The following is a 15,579-nucleotide window of genomic DNA, read 5'->3' as shown; positions in this document are numbered from 1 at the left end:
CCGGCAAGAATCCAGCCTCGCAGTGCTTTTCCGTCTTCCCCTCGGCCAGAAAGGAAGCCCGTGAGCAGGCAAGTGCCCCTGGTCGCCGCCAACTCCGTGCTCGGCTCGCTGCAAGAACTGCGCAGCGATACGCTCGGGGCGTACCTCAGAGCCCAGCGAACCTACGGTGACGTGGTACGTTTCAGCGCCGGCCCACCCGGCATGCGAGCCGATGTGTACGGTGTCTTCTCGGCTGAGGGCGTGCAGCAGATCCTGGCGTCACAGGCGGCGAACTTCCGCAAGGAGAACGCCGTGTACACCGAGATCCGGGAATCCATCGGAAACGGTCTGCTCACCAGCCAGGACGAGGAATACCGCTTCCAGCGCCGTATGGTGCAGCCCTTTTTCACCCAGCGCCGGGTCAATGGCTATGCCGCCGCGGTCCATTTGGAGGCGATAGCGGCCGCCGAGAAGTGGTCCGCCTCGCCGGACGGGCTCATAGACGCCTCGAAGGAAATGGCGGAGTTCGCGCTGCGCGCGGTCACCAGAATTCTTTTCGGCTCCGACATCGACACCGCCATCGACGTGGTGCGGCGGAATTTCCCGGTGCTCGGCGACAGCGTGCTGCGCCGCGGCGTGGCACCGCTGCGCATTCCGCGTACCTGGCCGACGCCGGCCAACCGCCGGGTCGCCGCGGCCCAACGCGAACTGTACGAGGTCTGCGACCGCATCATCGCCGAGCGGTCCGCCGCCGGGGACACCGGCGAGCAGGACATGGTCTCGCTGCTGGTACAGGCCCGGGGCGAGGACGGTGCCGCGCTCGACGCCGACGCGGTGCGCGACCAGGTCCTGGTCTTCCTGCTGGCCGGGCACGAGACCACCGCGACCGCGCTCGCCTTCTCCCTGCACCTGCTCGCGCGCCACCCCGAGGCCCAGGCCCGGCTGCGCGAAGAGGTGGACTCGGTACTCGGTGGACGGGCTGCGGAGGCAGCCGACCTCGACACCCTGCCGTACGTCGGACAGGTCCTGAAGGAGGCGATGCGGCTCTACCCGTCCGTGGCGATCATGGGGCGCCGCAACGCGGAAGCCGCCGAGGTCGAGGGCTTCCACATCCCGGCGGGCAGCGATGTCTATCTCAGCCCCTGGGTCACCCACCGCCACCCGGACTACTGGGCCCGCCCCGAGGACTTCGACCCGGACCACTTCGCGCCGGAGGCCGAGGCGGCCCGGCCGCGCTACGCCTGGTTCCCGTTCGGCGGCGGCCCGCGCGCCTGCATCGGCCAGCACTTCTCGATGCTGGAGGCCACCATCGCGCTCGCCACGTTCTTCCAGCGCTTCGAACTCACCGCGGTCGACCACGACATACCCGTGGGCCTGGCGATGACCATGCAGGCGATGGGGCCCATGCGGGTGCGGGTGACGCCGCGCGACAAGAGGCCCCAGCGGCACTCCGCCGGGGCCCGCACCGAGGGGCAGGGGGCCGCCGAGTGAAGCACATCCTGGACGCCGTCCTCGCCACGGACCGTACGGCCGACGACATCGCGGCGCTCCCGCTGCCCGAGTCGTACCGCGCGGTGACCCTCCGCAAGGAGGACACCGCGATGTTCGAGGGCATCCCGAGCCGCGAGAAGGACCCGCGCAAGTCGCTGCACCTGGAAGAGGTGCCGGTACCTGAACTGGGCCCGGGCGAAGCCCTGGTGGCGGTGATGGCCAGCTCCGTGAACTACAACACGGTGTGGTCCTCTATCTTCGAGCCGCTGCCGACCTTCGGCTTCCTGGAGCGCTACGGCAAGCTCTCGCCGCTCGCCGAGCGCCACGACCTGCCGTACCACGTCATCGGCTCCGACCTGGCCGGCGTCGTGCTGCGCACCGGCCCCGGCGTCCGCCGCTGGCAGCCCGGTGACGAGGTCGTCGCGCACTGCCTCTCGGTGGAGCTGGAGTCCTCCGACGGTCACAACGACACGATGCTCGACCCCGAGCAGCGCATCTGGGGCTTCGAAACCAACTTCGGCGGCCTGGCGGAGATCGCGCTGGTCAAGTCCAACCAGCTGATGCCGAAGCCGGATCACCTGAGCTGGGAGGAGGCGGCCGCCCCCGGGCTGGTGAACTCCACCGCGTACCGCCAGCTCGTCTCCCGCAACGGCGCGGGCATGAAGCAGGGTGACAACGTCCTGATCTGGGGCGCGTCCGGCGGGCTCGGCTCGTACGCCACCCAGCTCGCACTGGCCGGCGGCGCCACCCCCATCTGCGTCGTCTCCAGCCCGCAGAAGGCCGAAGTGTGCCGTGCCATGGGCGCCGAGGCGATCATCGACCGCGCCGCCGAGGACTTCCGGTTCTGGAAGGACGAACACACTCAGGACCCGCGCGAGTGGAAGCGCTTCGGCAAGCGCATCCGCGAACTCACCGGCGGCGAGGACATCGACATCGTCTTCGAGCACCCCGGCCGCGAGACCTTCGGCGCGAGCGTCTACGTCACCCGCAAGGGCGGCACCATCACCACCTGCGCCTCCACCTCCGGCTACATGCACGAGTACGACAACCGCTACCTGTGGATGTCCCTGAAGCGCATCATCGGCTCCCACTTCGCCAACTACCGCGAGGCATGGGAGGCCAACCGCCTGATCGCCAAGGGCAGGATCCACCCCACGCTGTCCAAGGTCTACCCGCTCGAAGAGACCGGGCAGGCCGCCTATGACGTCCATCGCAACCTCCATCAGGGCAAGGTCGGCGTCCTCGCGCTGGCCCCCGAGGAAGGCATGGGCGTCCGCGACCACGAGAAGCGCGCGAAGCACCTCGACGCCATCAACCGCTTCCGTGCCGATCTGCCGGAACCGGCCCGTGCACCCGGCAGCTGTCCGGACGGCGCGGCGCAGTGAGTACCACGAGCCGCACAGGCTTCTCGAGAGGTGAACAACCAGTGAAACCCACTGCATTCACGCATGGGGGAACCACCAGCAGTACCCCTGAGGCCCGTGCGGAATCCTTCTACCGCGACGGCGGCGCCCCCGCCATCATGCGGGCCGCCCACTTCCCCGACGAGCTCCTGTTCTTCCTCCAGATGGAAGGGCTCGCCGCGCTGGACGCGGTCTCCCGCCACCAGTGCGACAGCCTGGTCGAACTCGGCTGTTACGACGGGCGGGCACTGGAAGTCGCCAAGGCGGCCCGCATTCCGTACCTGGGCGTGGACATCAGCAGCGGCGCCATCGGACGGCTCAACTGCCGGATCGCCGAAGAGGGTTTGCAGGAGCAGGCGCGCGCCGTGCTCGGCGACGTACTGCACAGCGCGGAGTGGGCCGGCGAAATAACCGGCGAACACCCCCTGCACCTGCTGCCGTTCAACCTGCTGGGCAACTTCACCGAGCCCGAAAAGGTGATCGCCGGCCTGAGCGGCATCGGCGGCACCGGCCTGATATCGGTGTTCAACGAGCAGCCGTCGACCACCGCGGTGCGCCGCGCCTATTACACCTCCTGCGGAATTCAGCACATCGAAGAGGCCCCGGGCGATTACGGTGGCGTTGTGTTCCGCGGCGAAGGCGGCTTCAGGTCCCAGTCCTTCAGCGAGGAGAGTATGAACCAGCTGCTCGACAAGGCCAACGCCACGGTCGTGGGGCGGACCTGGAACCGGCTCGGCCAGTGCGTCATCGCACGCTTCTGCTGACCGGCCCCCCAGAAAGCTCCCCGGCCGTCCCGGCCCCGCGCAGAAAGGCAGAGTAGTGACCTCTCCCCCGGCCCGGCCCTCGCTCGAGTGGGACGACGGCGCTGTGCTCGCAGTGGACCAGCGTGCGCTGCCCCACACCTACCGCACCCTCCGCCTCACGACTCAAGAACAACTCATCGACGCCATCCGGTCGCTGGCGATACGGGGCGCCCCGGCACTGGGCCTGGCCGGCGCGCTCGGCGTGGCGATGTCCGCCCGGCAGCACGCGTCGGCCCCGGACGGCCGGGACACCGTGCGTGCGGAGGCCGCCCGGCTGGCCGACGCCCGGCCCACGGCGGTCAACCTCGCCTGGGGCGTGCGGCGCGCGCTGGAGCGGCTCGGCGAGGGGCCCGAAGCGGTGCTCGCCGAGGCGCGGGCCATGCTCGACGAGGACATCGCCGTCAACCGGGCGGCCGTGGAGCGCGCCGCCGACCTCGTCCTGTCGCTCGCCCCCGGCCGGCCGCTGCGGCTGCTCACCCACTGCAACACCGGCCGGCTCGCCACCGCCGCCGTGGGCACGGCACTGGGGACCATCGTCGAGCTCGCCCGGCGCGGGCACGTCGAGGAGGTCCTGGTCGACGAGACCCGGCCGCTGCTGCAGGGCGCCCGGCTCACTGCCTGGGAACTGGGCGAGGCGGGCGTGCCGTACCGGCTGTGCGTGGACTCGGCGGCGGCCGCCGCCATGTCCCGGGGGCTGGTGGACTGCGTACTGGTCGGGGCCGACCGGATCGCCGCCAACGGCGATGTGGCCAACAAGATCGGGACATACGGTCTCGCGGTGGCCGCGGCCCGGCACGGCATCCCCTTCCTCGTCGTCGCCCCCGAGTCCACCTGGGACCCGGCGCTGGCCGACGGCTCGGGAATCGTGGTGGAGGAACGCGCCCCGGAGGAAGTGACGCGCTTCGCGGACACCGCGGTCGCCCCCGCGGACGCCCGCGTCCACAACCCCGCCTTCGACGTCACACCGGCGGAGCTGGTCACCGCGCACGTCTCAGAGAAGCAGACCGTACGCCCGCACGAGACACGGCAACGGCTCGCCGCCGACCTCGCCCGCTTCTCCCGTGACCTGTACGAACGCGGCTGGATGCCCGGCACCTCCGGCAACCTCTCCGTACGGCTGCCGGGCCCCGGGAACCACGCGCTCATCACCGCCAGCGGACGGGACAAGGGAGAACTCACACCGCGGGACATGCTGCGGGTGGACGCCGAGACGGGCGAGCGCACCGAGCCCACGGACCTGCGGCCGTCCGCGGAGACCGCGATCCACACCGCGGTCTACCGCACCACCGACGCCCGTGCGGTCATCCATGTGCACTCCCCCTACGCCACCGCCGTCGCCTCGCTGTACGGAGACACCTCCGGCACCGCGTCCGTGCCGCTCGAACGGTACGAGCTGCTCAAGGGCCTCGGACTGGCCGACCCGTCCCGCACCGCGCTGCCCGTCTTCGCCAACTGGCCCGACGTGCCGCGGATCGCGGCCGAGGTCGCCGCACACCTGGGCCGTACAGAGCAGCCGGCCCCCGGCCTGCTCATCACCGACCACGGCGTAACGGTCTGGGGCAGCGACCTGTCCCAGGCACGCAACCGGCTGGAATGCCTGGAATCCATCTGCCAGTTGATGCTGCTCACCGGGGTGCCGCACGGCGGCGCCCGAGGCCGCGGCGGCGCGGAAAGCCCCGGCCGTGCCCGCGAAGACGCCCGAGACGAAGAGGAGGCACTGTCGTGACCCTGCTCCAAGTGATGCCGCAGGACGCGCCGGACACCGTACTGCTGCGCACCCGTGACCCCGAGGCCATCGCCACGGAGCTGGCCAAGTGTGACGTGGAGCTGCGCCACTGGCCGGTGCGCGGGCCGGTCGCCCCCGGCACCGATGCGGACGAGGTCCTCCAGCGGTACCGAGCGGAGGTGGACGACCTGTGCGCCCGCGAGGGCCTGCGGCTGGTGGACGTCGTCCAGCTGCACCCCGAGGACAGCCCCGAGTGGCGGGAACGTGCGGCCACAGCCCGCGGCGCCTTCCTGGAGGAGCACCGGCACGCCGAGAACGAGGTCCGCTTCTTCGCCCACGGCACCGGCTGCTTCTACCTGCACGTGGCCGACCGGGTGTACGCGGTCGTGTGCGAGGCGGGTGACCTGCTGTCCGTACCGGCCGGGACGACGCACTGGTTCGACATGGGGCCGCGTCCCGAGTTCTGTGCCGTCCGCTTCTTCGAGGAGGAGGACGGCTGGGTCGGCGACTTCACCGGCGACCCGATCGCCCGGCGCTTCCCCCGCCTGGACGCGCTGCTGGCGGAGCCGGCGTGAGCGACACCACCGTCCCGCTCGTCACGGCCGACGCGGTGGTCCTCGACATCGAGGGGACCACCGGTTCGGCCTCCCACGTGCACGACGTGCTTTTCCCGTACGCCCGGGACCGGTTCGCCGACTGGTTCGCCGCGCACCGGGGCACCGAGCGGCAGGCGGAGCTGGTCCGGCAGATCGGGGCGGCCCGCGGCGAGCCGGACCTCGACGAGACCGGCGCGGTCCGGGCGCTGCTCGACTGGTCGCACGCCGACGTCAAGGCCGCGCCCCTCAAGGCGGTCCAGTCGCTGATCTGGGCCGAGGGTTACGCGGACGGCACCCTGACCGGGCACGTGTACGCCGATGTGCCCGAGGCCCTCGAACGCTGGGCCAAGGCGGGCATCGCCCGGTACATCTACTCCTCCGGCGCCCGCCAGGCCCAGCGCAACTGGTTCGCACACACCGCGCACGGGGACCTCACCGGGCTCCTCGACGGCTACTTCGACCTGGACAACGCCGGCGGCAAGCGCGACCCGGCGTCCTACCGCGCGCTGACCCGCGCCATCGGTGTGCCGCCCGGCAGCACGCTCTTCCTCAGCGATGTACCGGCGGAACTCGACGCCGCCACCGCCGCGGGCTGGCAGGCCGTCCTCGTGCAGCGCCCCGAGGACGCGCACCCGGAGGCCGCGAGCAGCTACCCCACGATCCGGACCCTGGCCGGCATACGGCTGGCGCGACAGTGAGCGAGGCACAACACACCATGACCGAGACCCGCCCGGAGATCGGCGTCATCGGCGGCAGCGGCTTCTACGAGCTGCTCGACGACGCCCAGCAGATCAGCGTCGAGACACCGTACGGCGAGCCGTCCAGTCCGGTCTCCGTCGGCACCGTCGCCGGCCGCCGGGTGGCGTTCCTGCCCCGGCACGGTAAGGACCACCGCTTCCCGCCGCACCGCATCAACTACCGGGCGAACATCTGGGCGCTGCGCTCACTGGGCGTACGGCAGATCCTCGCCCCGTGCGCGGTCGGCTCGCTGCGGCGTGAGCTGGGGCCGGGCACCATCGTCGTACCGGACCAGCTGGTGGACCGCACCAGCGGCCGGATCCAGACGTTCATCGACGAGGGCGCGGTGCATGTACCCTTCGCGGACCCGTACTGCGCGGCGGGCGGCGCGGCGGTGGCCGCCGCTGCGGGCGGCGAGGTGCGCACCGGCGGCACCATGGTCGTGGTGGAGGGCCCGCGCTTCTCGACCAGGGCCGAGTCGCAGTGGTTCGCCGCGCAGGGCTGGTCGCTGGTCAACATGACCGGCCACCCGGAGGCCGTCCTCGCCCGCGAGCTGGCGGTCTGCTACACCTCCCTCGCGCTGGTGACGGACTTCGACGCGGGCATCGACGCGACGGAGAGCGTCTCCCAGGAAGAGGTCTTCGCGGTGTTCGCGGAGAACATCGACCGCCTCCGGAACATCGTCCTGAAGACGGTGGAGGTCCTCCCCGAGCACCGCACCTGCCACTGCGCCCGAGCCCTCGACGGCATCCGCCTCCCGTTCGAGCTGCCGTAGAGGAGGGCCCTGCCGGCGCGCGCCGGCAGGGCCCTCCTCGTAGGTCCGTTGTTGTCCCTCGCCGTCTTCCGCTACCCGAGAGTGGGGGCGCCGAGCAGCGCCGAGGCGTTCTGGAGCGGCGTGAGCGTGCGCGTGGGTGCGGCCTCGGGGTGGGTGCGGCACGTGAAACCGAGGCGAGTCATGGCCCGCGTGACTTCCCCGGCGGTGAAGTCACGGCGGTCCTGCCTGGTGATGACCGCGCCTACTTGCTTGACGGGGTAGTGGCGGCGGCCGATGACCACGCTGTCACCCGTGATGGGCTCCGGCTCGATGCCGTGCATCGAAGCCAGTACTCCGCTCTTGCAGAGGTCGAAGGGGAAACGTGCGATGACGCAGCGCATGATGCCTCACAGGTAAGGGAGCGAAGGAGCCGGCTGACGGGCGTGCGGCGATCAGCGGAAAAGGGCAGGAGCACCCGGAACACCGGTGCGTTCAGCGACGAGCGGCAGGCCTCGGCGTTGCCAGTACGACATCCCGTGCTCCGTTCCGGCCGATGTGGTGACGGACGGGGTGAACGGCTCGCCGGTGGCGATGACGTCCCGCAGGCGAACCTGGTCCGTGTACGCGGGACTGTCACGGACGGCGGTGAGCTGGGCCCGGCTGATCATGCCCGTGCACTGGTCGTCGTCGTCACAGAGGAACAGATGACCGGCGCGAGCGCCCGCCATGACGGACAGCGCCACCTCGACGGTCATGTCGCTGCCGACCTGCGGTCCGGACACGTCCGCAGCATCGGTCAGGGCGGTGGGTATGGGGCCCGCTGGGCGGGGCTGCGTCTGAACCGGGGTCAAAGATGCCTCCTGCAGAATGGGGGGAGCCTTCTGGAAACGATCGCTCTAGGCCGCCGCGGCGGGGGCGGACTGCCACTGAGCCGTGCGGCGCGACGTGCGGTCGGTGCGCCGGTTCTGGGCGCTGCGGCTGCGGCGGCCGCGGGAGGAGGAGGGGCTGCCGCTGCGGGGGCGTTCCGCGGCGGCCGGCTTGGGGATGGTGACCGGGACACCTGACGGGGCTTGCGCGCCGGTGATGCGGCTGAGTTCCGCCTCGCCGGAGCGGACCTGGGTGATCTGCGGGGTGATGCCCGCGGTGGCCATCAGGCGGCTCATGTCGCGGCGCTGCTGGGAGGTCACCAGGGTCACGACGCTGCCGGACTCGCCGGCGCGGGCCGTGCGGCCGCCGCGGTGCAGGTAGTCCTTGTGGTCCTGGGGCGGGTCGACGTTCACGACCAGGTCGAGATTGTCGACGTGGATGCCGCGCGCCGCGACGTTGGTGGCGATCAGCGCCGTCACATCGCCGGTCTTGAACTGGGCGAGGGTGCGGGTGCGCTGCGGCTGGGACTTGCCGCCGTGCAGGGCGGCAGCCCGGACGCCGTTGTTCAGCAGGTGCTGGGTCAGCTTGTCGACGGCGTGCTTGGTGTCCAGGAACATGATCACCCGGCCGTCGCGGGCCGCGATCTCGGTGGTCAGCCGGTGCTTGTCCGTGCCGTGCACATGCAGCACGTGGTGGTCCATCGTGGTCACCGCGCCCGCGGACGGGTCGACGGAGTGGACCACCGGGTCGGTCAGGTAGGTGCGGACCAGCCGGTCGACATTGCGGTCCAGCGTGGCCGAGAACAGCATCCGCTGGCCCTCGGGGCGCACCTGGTCCAGCAGCGCGGTGACCTGCGGCATGAAGCCCATGTCGGCCATCTGGTCGGCCTCGTCCAAGACGGTGATGCCGACCTGGTTCAGCTGGCAGTCGCCGCGGTCGATGAGGTCCTTCAGGCGGCCCGGCGTCGCGACCACCACCTCCGCACCGCCGCGGAGCGCACCGGCCTGCCGGCCGATCGACATCCCGCCGACCACCGTGGCCAGCCGCAGCCTCAGGGCGCGGGCGTAGGGGGTGAGCGCGTCGGTGACCTGCTGGGCCAGCTCACGCGTCGGTACGAGGACCAGGGCCAGCGGGCGGCGCGGCTCGGCCCGCTGCCCTGCCGTGCGGGCCAGCATCGCGAGGCCGAAGGCAAGGGTCTTGCCCGAACCGGTGCGGCCCCGGCCCAGTACGTCCCGGCCCGCCAGAGAGTTCGGCAGCGTCGCCGCCTGGATCGGGAACGGTACGGTCACGCCCTGCGAACCGAGCTCGGCCAGCAGCTGCGCCGGCATGTCGAGATCGGCGAACGCCTCGACAGCGGGCAGCGCCGGGGTGACCGTCACCGGCAGCGCGAACTCCCCCTGCGGAGCGGCCGGCCGGCGTCCGTTACCGCCACCGGAGCGGCGCGGGGCGCCGAAACGGCCGCCGCCGGAACCACCGGAGCGGGTGCGGGCGAAGCGATCGTTCGTGCGTGTGCGGTTCATGCGAAACCTTCCTCGATGCGGCGCGTATCAAGGAATTCCCGCAGCGAGTACACAGAGCGGAGAATTGCGAGAACGAGCCGAGAAAAATACAAGCCGGCCTGCCAGACGATGCATGACCGAAGAGCCGACGCGGTCGAATAACTGGCGCGCTCTGAGCGAGCGAGCCACCCAAGCGCAACCCCAATAAAGCGAATTGAATCCGCAGTTCCGCGTGGAGCATGCGCCCTATGGCGACTGTGCGTCCAGGAAAAATAGACCGCGCGGCGAGCGGCGTGAGAGGGGTGCGCCCCGAAAAGCAACGAGCTGGGGCCCGCACCCTAGGTGCGGGCCCCAGCTGCGAAGTACGCGTCAGCGTCAGGCGGGAACGATGTTCTCCGCCATCGGGCCCTTCTGGCCCTGCGCGATGTCGAAGGTCACCTTCTGGCCTTCGAGGAGCTCACGGAAGCCCTGGGCGGCGATGTTCGAGTAGTGGGCGAAGACGTCGGCGCCGCCGCCGTCCTGCTCGATGAAGCCGAAGCCCTTTTCCGCGTTGAACCACTTCACGGTGCCAGCAGCCATGTCAAATCTCCTTCGGGGCAGTGCCCGGAGTCCACGCCTTGCGGACTCCGCGTCGCCGCGATGATCACCCCGCCGGAAATGACCGGAAATACAAAAGCGCTCCCACCGGCACAAACACGGTGCGGGCACTTGAAGTTTTCGGGAACCACAACTGCAACTGAGACCGACAGTAGCACGGCACAGCCGGCTCTGCGTGGTGAATAATTCCACCCCGCCTGCCGCACAAGAATCCCTCAGCGCGCCTCGCGCCGATTTCTCTCCCCGCGGCCACAGATATCGGCTGCCTCCGGACGCAGCGTTTCTGCCACAGGCGGCGGCCGGACGTTCCGGGCGGCATGCGTAGGGCCTTGGGATGTACGGGTTCCGGTCAAGACGTTCGACTGCCGTTGCCGTCCGAGGACCAGCGGGTTCGTGCATCGGGCGGTCCGTCCGGCAGGGGACCTTCGCAGAAGGGCGGCGCCACGCGCATGGTCCGGCCGCGGCGTACTGCGGCGAAATACCGGCCCTGGCACTTTGCCTTCCGCCCCGGGGCCGCAACAGTGGACGGCCTGGCGCGCTGTAGCGCGTGCTGCACCGGCCCAGTGATCGAGTTCCTCGTCGACGAGGAGAGGACATCTGGAGCATGGCCCACCTCTTGCACCGCACTGTGCTGTCCGAGCGTGTCGTACGTCTGGCGCTGGGAGCAGCGGGCCGGCTGACCACGCCCCTGCTCCCGGACGACTACCTGGCCCTGGCCGATCCGCTGCTGTCCCGGCACCGGCCGGCCGGACGGGTGGAAGAAGCACGGACGGAGACGACGGACACGGCCACCTTGGTGATCCGCCCCGGCCGCGGCTGGCGGCCCGCGCGCAGGGCCGGGCAGTACGTCCCGGTGGGGGTGTGGATCGACGGGGTGCTCCACTGGCGTACTTACTCGCTCACCACGCCACCCGGCGCACCCGGAGCCCCGTTCTCGATCACGGTCAAGGCCCTGCCGGACGGCCGCGTCTCCCGACACCTGGCCTACCGCGTCCGCCCGGGGGACGTGTTGCGCCTCGGCCCGGCCCAGGGCGACTTCCACCTACCCGATCCACCTCCCCGGCGGCTGTTGTTACTCACCGCCGGAATCGGCATCACCCCGGTCATGGCAATGCTGCGCGCCCTTGCCGGCGACGGTGTACGGCTCGCGCCGGGCACGGACGTACTACTGGTGCACTCCGCCCCCGACCCCACCCACGCGGTCTTCGGCCCGGAACTGCGGGCGATGGAGAACCGTCTGCCCTGGTTCCGGCTGTACGAGCACCACACCCGCGCCGGTGCCCGCCCGGCCGGTCACCTCACCCCGGCACAGCTGCCCGCCGTCTGCCCGGACTGGCGCCAACGCGACACCTGGGCCTGCGGCCCGGCCGCCCTGCTGGAGGCCGCCGAACGCCACTGGGCCGTGGCAGGACTCGCAGACCGCCTCCACATCGAGCGTTTCCGCCCCACACCGCCCGCACCGTCCGGGCCTCTCGGCAGAAAGGCCCCGGGCGCACGGGTGCGCTTCGCCGCAAGCGACGTGGAGACCGACGCCGGCACCGGTACGCCGCTGCTCCAGGCCGGGGAGGCCGCCGGGGTGGCCATGCCGAGCGGCTGCCGCATGGGCATCTGCTTCGGCTGCGTCAGCCCGCTCCTGCACGGCCAAGTCCGCGACCTGCGCACCGGCCAGGTGCACGGCGAGCCGGGCGACCTGATCCAGACCTGCATCTCGGCCCCCTGCGGCCCCGTGACCCTGGACCTGTGAACCACCGCTGTATCACTGTGTGCCTCACTGGAGGAGCCGTCCACCATGGCCACTGCCACTACGACCGATCCGGCCCTGCCCCACTCGCCCGACGCGCCGCCGCACAGTACGGACACCGAAGCCCTCGGCCGCGCACTCGACCGTATCCGTGCCGATGTCCTCGCCCGCCGTGGCGCCGAGGACGCCCGCTACATTCACACCGTCGTGGCCGTCCACCGCCGGCTGGAGATCGGCGGGCGCGCGGCCCTGGCCGTCTCCCTGCTGCCCCCGGCCTGGTTCGTCGGTACCGCCGCCCTCGCCACCGCCAAGATCCTGGAGAACCTCGAACTCGGGCACAACATCATGCACGGCCAGTGGGACTGGATGCGCGACCCGGCAATCCACTCCACCACCTGGGAATGGGACAACCCCACCCCGGCCTACGCCTGGAAGCACACTCACAACAACATTCACCACACCTGGACCAACGTCGTCGGCCGCGACCGCGACCTCGGCTTCACCGTCCTGCGGATGAGCAAGGACCAGCCCTGGTACCCCGTCCACCTCTTCCAGCCCCTCTACACGGCCCTGAGCGCGCCCTACTTCGAGTGGCTGGCAGCCCTGTACGACTTGGAGGCCGACGCCGTCCTCCAACGCCGCAAACCCCTGCGGGCCTTCCTCCGCGACGTCACCAACACCCTACGCAAGGGGGCCCGCCAGGCAGCCAAGGACTACCTGCTCTTCCCGCTGCTCGCCGGCCCCTCCGCCGTGCCCTGCCTGCTCGGCAACTTCACCGCCAACACCGCACGCAGTCTGTGGGCGCACATGGTGATCTTCTGCGGCCACTTCCCCGACGGCGTCCACTCGTTCACCGAAGAGGAGACCGAGAACGAGACCCGCGGCCAGTGGTACCTGCGCCAGGCCCTCGGCTCGGCCAACCTCGAGGGCAGCACCGTCTTCCACGTCCTCACCGGCAACCTCAGTCACCAGATCGAGCACCATCTCTTCCCGGATCTGCCCAGCAACCGTTACGCCGAGATCGCCCCCCGAGTCCGCGAAGTCCTCACGGCGCATGGCATCCCCTACACCACCGGCCCGCTCCTGAAGCAGTACGCCTCCACCTGGGCCCGCATCTGCCGCATGGCCCTTCCGGACTTCCGCAGGGCTACGCATCTTCCTCGGGACCACCAGGTGATCCAAACGAAATCGCCTAGCAGCTGAGGGCGTAGGCCATCCCCGCGTCCCACGTGGCCGCACGCCCTGCCTCGTAGGCAGCCTCGTAGGCGTGGTCGCCGATGGCCTGGCGGATCTGCTGCTCGCACCGTTCGCGTGCGGCGACCCAATCGGGCAGTCCGAGCTGCGGCTTGCCCAGCGTGTCCCACAGTTGCTGGGCCAGGCCGAGCAGGCGGGCGGCACGCTCGCCGAGGCCCGCGCCGGCCGTCGCGGCGGCCATCACATCCAGGCACATGGCCATGCCCAAGCAGTCGTTGAGCCCATGCTTGACCTCAAGAGCCGCCCGGCCGCGGTGTCGCGCCGCTGCGTGGTGGCCGCGGGCCAGCTCGGCCCGGGCAAGCAGGTAATCCGCGTAGGCACGCATCCAGAACTCGCCGTATCGCTCGCAGTCATTGCGCAGATGCTCAAGGACGGCGACAGCTTTATCGATCTCTCCCTCGAAGGTGTACGCGTATCCGAGGAACAGGGCGGCCGCCAACACTGGATGGACGAGTCCACCTTCGCACCGGTGCCCGTCGAACAGGCCCTGCGCCAGGCCCTTGGCGCGCTGGATGTCGCCGCTGATCACCGCGGCGAAGGCGACCATGGCCCGTGCCTCGTCCGCCAGCTCGGTGTCGCCCAGGCGCTCGGCCAGGTCGGCGCATTCGGTGGCCCGGCGCTCCCCTCGCGGCGCGTCACCCAGGTCCGACAGGATCAGGGAGCAGACCCACAGCGCCTGCGCACGTGCCCGGCTCGGCTCGGTATCGAGGGCCAGGGCCCGCTCCAGATAGTGGAGCCCTTCCCGGGTGAACCCGCAGCAGTGCCAGAAGAACCACAGTCTCCCGGTCAGCTCCAGGGCGACATGCCCCGCCGGCCGCTCCAGACAGAACTCCACGGCAGCACGCACGTTGTCGTGCTCGTCCGCCAGCCGACCGCACCAGGCGTACTGGTCCGGCCCGAGCCAGCCGGCGTCGCCCCGACGTGCCAACGCCAGGTAATGATCCCGGTGGCGCTGACGCAGCACGTCTTCTTCCCCCAGCGCGCGCAGCCAGTGGCCGCCGAACTCACGGATGGTGTCCAGCATCCCGTACCGCTCGTCGCCGCCCGTGGGCAGCCAGGCCAGGATCGACTTCTCGACCAGCTCGCCCAAGAGCCTCGGCAATTCATCGCCGGGCAGCCACTCGTCGGCGCACACCTGACGCGCCGCCTCGGCGTCGAAGCTTCCCGCGAACACAGAGAGCTGCGCCCACAGCAGCCGTTCCCCGGGCGTGCACAACTGGTGACTCCATCCGATCGCGGTACGCAGCGCCTGATGCCACGGGGGATCGGCGTCATGCACCGACTCGCGGTCGTTGCCCAGCACGCTGAACCGGTCGTCCAGCCCCTCGGCCAGCTCGGCCACGCTCAGCTCACGCAGCCGGGCCGCAGCCAGCTCGATCGCCAGCGGCAGCCCCTCCAAGCGGCGGCACAGCCACAGAAGATCCGGCCGATTGGCATCGGTGACGGTGAAGCCCGGCACGGCCTCCCCGGCCCGCTCGGCCAACAGCGCCAGCGCATCCCCCTCGCCCTCTACCCTCTCGCCCTCCCCCGGCACCGGGAGCGGGTCGAGCACGACCACCTCCTCGCCGGCCAGATTCAGCGGGCACCGGCTCGTGGCCAGGATCCGCAGACCCGGCGCGGCCCGCAGCAGCACCTCCACCGCCAGGGCACAAGCATCGGCGAGGTGCTCGCAGGTATCCAGGACGAGCAGTGTCTCCCGCTCGGCCAGGTACTCGGCCACCACGTCAATCATGGGCCGGGTCGTCTGGTCGGCCAGCGGCAGCGTCTCGGCGATGACATGCGCGACCAGCACACCGTTCGTCAACGGCGACAGCTCGACGAACCAGGCCCCGTCCTGGAACTGCACCTGCACGGCATCTGCGGCTGCCAACGCGAGACGCGTCTTCCCCACGCCGCCGACCCCGGTCAGCGTCACCACCCGGGACCGATGGCACACAAGGCGTTCCAATCGCTCCAGTTCGACTGTGCGCCCGATCAGTCGCGTACGCGGTCCCGGAAGGCTGCCCACCCTTGACAGCATCTCCCCTCAGCCGCAGAGCGTGGCGTGATGACACCGACTACATGAAAGCCGCGCAAACCTGCTCCACCCTGACCGCTACAGGCCGGCCGACTGCCGAGAGCGGGCCACTTG

At 70.6% G+C, this 15,579-nt stretch carries 14 protein-coding genes; 9 read left to right on the top strand and 5 right to left on the bottom strand.

Annotated elements, in window-relative coordinates; all coding sequences use genetic code 11:
- Positions 1–60: 60 nt before the first annotated feature.
- From AB0I82_RS29105 to AB0I82_RS29075, 7 genes are read left to right on the top strand one after another with little or no spacing between them, the layout of a single operon-like run.
- Positions 61–1,470, top strand: coding sequence for a cytochrome P450 (locus AB0I82_RS29105; RefSeq protein ID WP_363260354.1), 1,410 nt, complete (start codon positions 61–63; stop codon positions 1,468–1,470).
- Positions 1,467–2,855, top strand: a complete 1,389-nt coding sequence (gene ccrA, locus AB0I82_RS29100) for a crotonyl-CoA carboxylase/reductase (protein ID WP_363260353.1) — start codon at positions 1,467–1,469, stop codon at positions 2,853–2,855. The genes AB0I82_RS29105 and ccrA overlap by 4 nt, the downstream gene beginning before the upstream one ends.
- A 41-nt stretch (positions 2,856–2,896) precedes the next feature.
- Complete coding sequence (locus AB0I82_RS29095; RefSeq protein ID WP_363260352.1) at positions 2,897–3,637, top strand: hypothetical protein; 741 nt, start codon at positions 2,897–2,899, stop codon at positions 3,635–3,637.
- Positions 3,638–3,692: 55 nt separating this feature from the next.
- Positions 3,693–5,402: an S-methyl-5-thioribose-1-phosphate isomerase gene (gene mtnA, locus AB0I82_RS29090; protein WP_363260351.1), complete on the top strand. Its 1,710-nt coding sequence runs from the start codon at positions 3,693–3,695 to the stop codon at positions 5,400–5,402.
- Positions 5,399–5,977 (top strand): cupin, encoded by a 579-nt coding sequence (locus tag AB0I82_RS29085; RefSeq protein WP_363260350.1) that lies wholly within the window; start codon positions 5,399–5,401, stop codon positions 5,975–5,977. Before mtnA ends, AB0I82_RS29085 begins: the two co-directional genes overlap by 4 nt.
- The gene (mtnC, locus tag AB0I82_RS29080) at positions 5,974–6,696 is read left to right on the top strand and encodes an acireductone synthase (RefSeq protein WP_363260348.1); all 723 of its coding nucleotides are present in this window, start codon (positions 5,974–5,976) and stop codon (positions 6,694–6,696) included. Before AB0I82_RS29085 ends, mtnC begins: the two co-directional genes overlap by 4 nt.
- Positions 6,697–6,713: 17 nt before the next feature.
- On the top strand, positions 6,714–7,511 hold the full coding sequence (locus AB0I82_RS29075) for an S-methyl-5'-thioadenosine phosphorylase (RefSeq protein WP_363260347.1): 798 nt from the start codon (positions 6,714–6,716) through the stop codon (positions 7,509–7,511).
- Positions 7,512–7,582: 71 nt separating this feature from the next.
- Here AB0I82_RS29075 and AB0I82_RS29070 read toward each other — a convergent pair whose 3' ends face one another.
- The 4 genes from AB0I82_RS29070 to AB0I82_RS29055 form a co-directional block, all read right to left on the bottom strand.
- Positions 7,583–7,891 (bottom strand): SCO5918 family protein, encoded by a 309-nt coding sequence (locus AB0I82_RS29070; protein ID WP_363260346.1) that lies wholly within the window; start codon positions 7,889–7,891, stop codon positions 7,583–7,585.
- Positions 7,892–7,942: 51 nt separating this feature from the next.
- Positions 7,943–8,272, bottom strand: a complete 330-nt coding sequence (locus tag AB0I82_RS29065; protein WP_363260345.1) for a hypothetical protein — start codon at positions 8,270–8,272, stop codon at positions 7,943–7,945.
- A 114-nt stretch (positions 8,273–8,386) separates the two neighbouring features.
- Positions 8,387–9,877, bottom strand: a complete 1,491-nt coding sequence (locus AB0I82_RS29060) for a DEAD/DEAH box helicase (RefSeq protein WP_363260344.1) — start codon at positions 9,875–9,877, stop codon at positions 8,387–8,389.
- A 354-nt stretch (positions 9,878–10,231) separates the two neighbouring features.
- Positions 10,232–10,435 carry a cold-shock protein gene (locus tag AB0I82_RS29055; protein ID WP_363260343.1) on the bottom strand — a complete coding sequence of 68 codons (204 nt, stop codon included), beginning with the start codon at positions 10,433–10,435 and terminating at the stop codon, positions 10,232–10,234.
- Between the two features lie 622 nt (positions 10,436–11,057).
- On the opposite strand from AB0I82_RS29055, the gene AB0I82_RS29050 reads away from it, so the two are divergent.
- Both AB0I82_RS29050 and AB0I82_RS29045 read left to right on the top strand, forming a co-directional pair.
- Positions 11,058–12,197: a ferredoxin reductase gene (locus AB0I82_RS29050; protein WP_363260342.1), complete on the top strand. Its 1,140-nt coding sequence runs from the start codon at positions 11,058–11,060 to the stop codon at positions 12,195–12,197.
- 45 nt (positions 12,198–12,242) lie between these two features.
- Positions 12,243–13,397, top strand: coding sequence for an acyl-CoA desaturase (locus AB0I82_RS29045; protein ID WP_363260341.1), 1,155 nt, complete (start codon positions 12,243–12,245; stop codon positions 13,395–13,397).
- Here the strand turns inward: AB0I82_RS29045 and AB0I82_RS29040 are convergent.
- Complete coding sequence (locus AB0I82_RS29040) at positions 13,387–15,366, bottom strand: regulator (RefSeq protein WP_363260340.1); 1,980 nt, start codon at positions 15,364–15,366, stop codon at positions 13,387–13,389. The genes AB0I82_RS29045 and AB0I82_RS29040 overlap by 11 nt on opposite strands.
- Positions 15,367–15,579 lie beyond the last annotated feature (213 nt).

Source organism: Streptomyces sp. NPDC050315 (assembly GCF_040655775.1).
GTDB lineage: Bacteria > Actinomycetota > Actinomycetes > Streptomycetales > Streptomycetaceae > Streptomyces.
The sequence above is the reverse complement of the archived record's forward strand: the minus strand, read 5'-3'. Positions and strand labels throughout refer to the sequence as shown.

Excerpts from the sequence above, each read along its gene's own strand:
- AB0I82_RS29075 (WP_363260347.1), top strand. The coding sequence starts at position 6,714 with ATGACCGAGACCCGCCCGGAGATCGGCGTCATCGGCGGCAGCGGCTTC.
- AB0I82_RS29070 (WP_363260346.1), bottom strand. The coding sequence starts at position 7,891 with ATGCGCTGCGTCATCGCACGTTTCCCCTTCGACCTCTGCAAGAGCGGA.
- AB0I82_RS29060 (WP_363260344.1), bottom strand. The coding sequence starts at position 9,877 with ATGAACCGCACACGCACGAACGATCGCTTCGCCCGCACCCGCTCCGGT.
- AB0I82_RS29055 (WP_363260343.1), bottom strand. The coding sequence starts at position 10,435 with ATGGCTGCTGGCACCGTGAAGTGGTTCAACGCGGAAAAGGGCTTCGGC.
- AB0I82_RS29050 (WP_363260342.1), top strand. The coding sequence starts at position 11,058 with ATGGCCCACCTCTTGCACCGCACTGTGCTGTCCGAGCGTGTCGTACGT.
- AB0I82_RS29045 (WP_363260341.1), top strand. The coding sequence starts at position 12,243 with ATGGCCACTGCCACTACGACCGATCCGGCCCTGCCCCACTCGCCCGAC.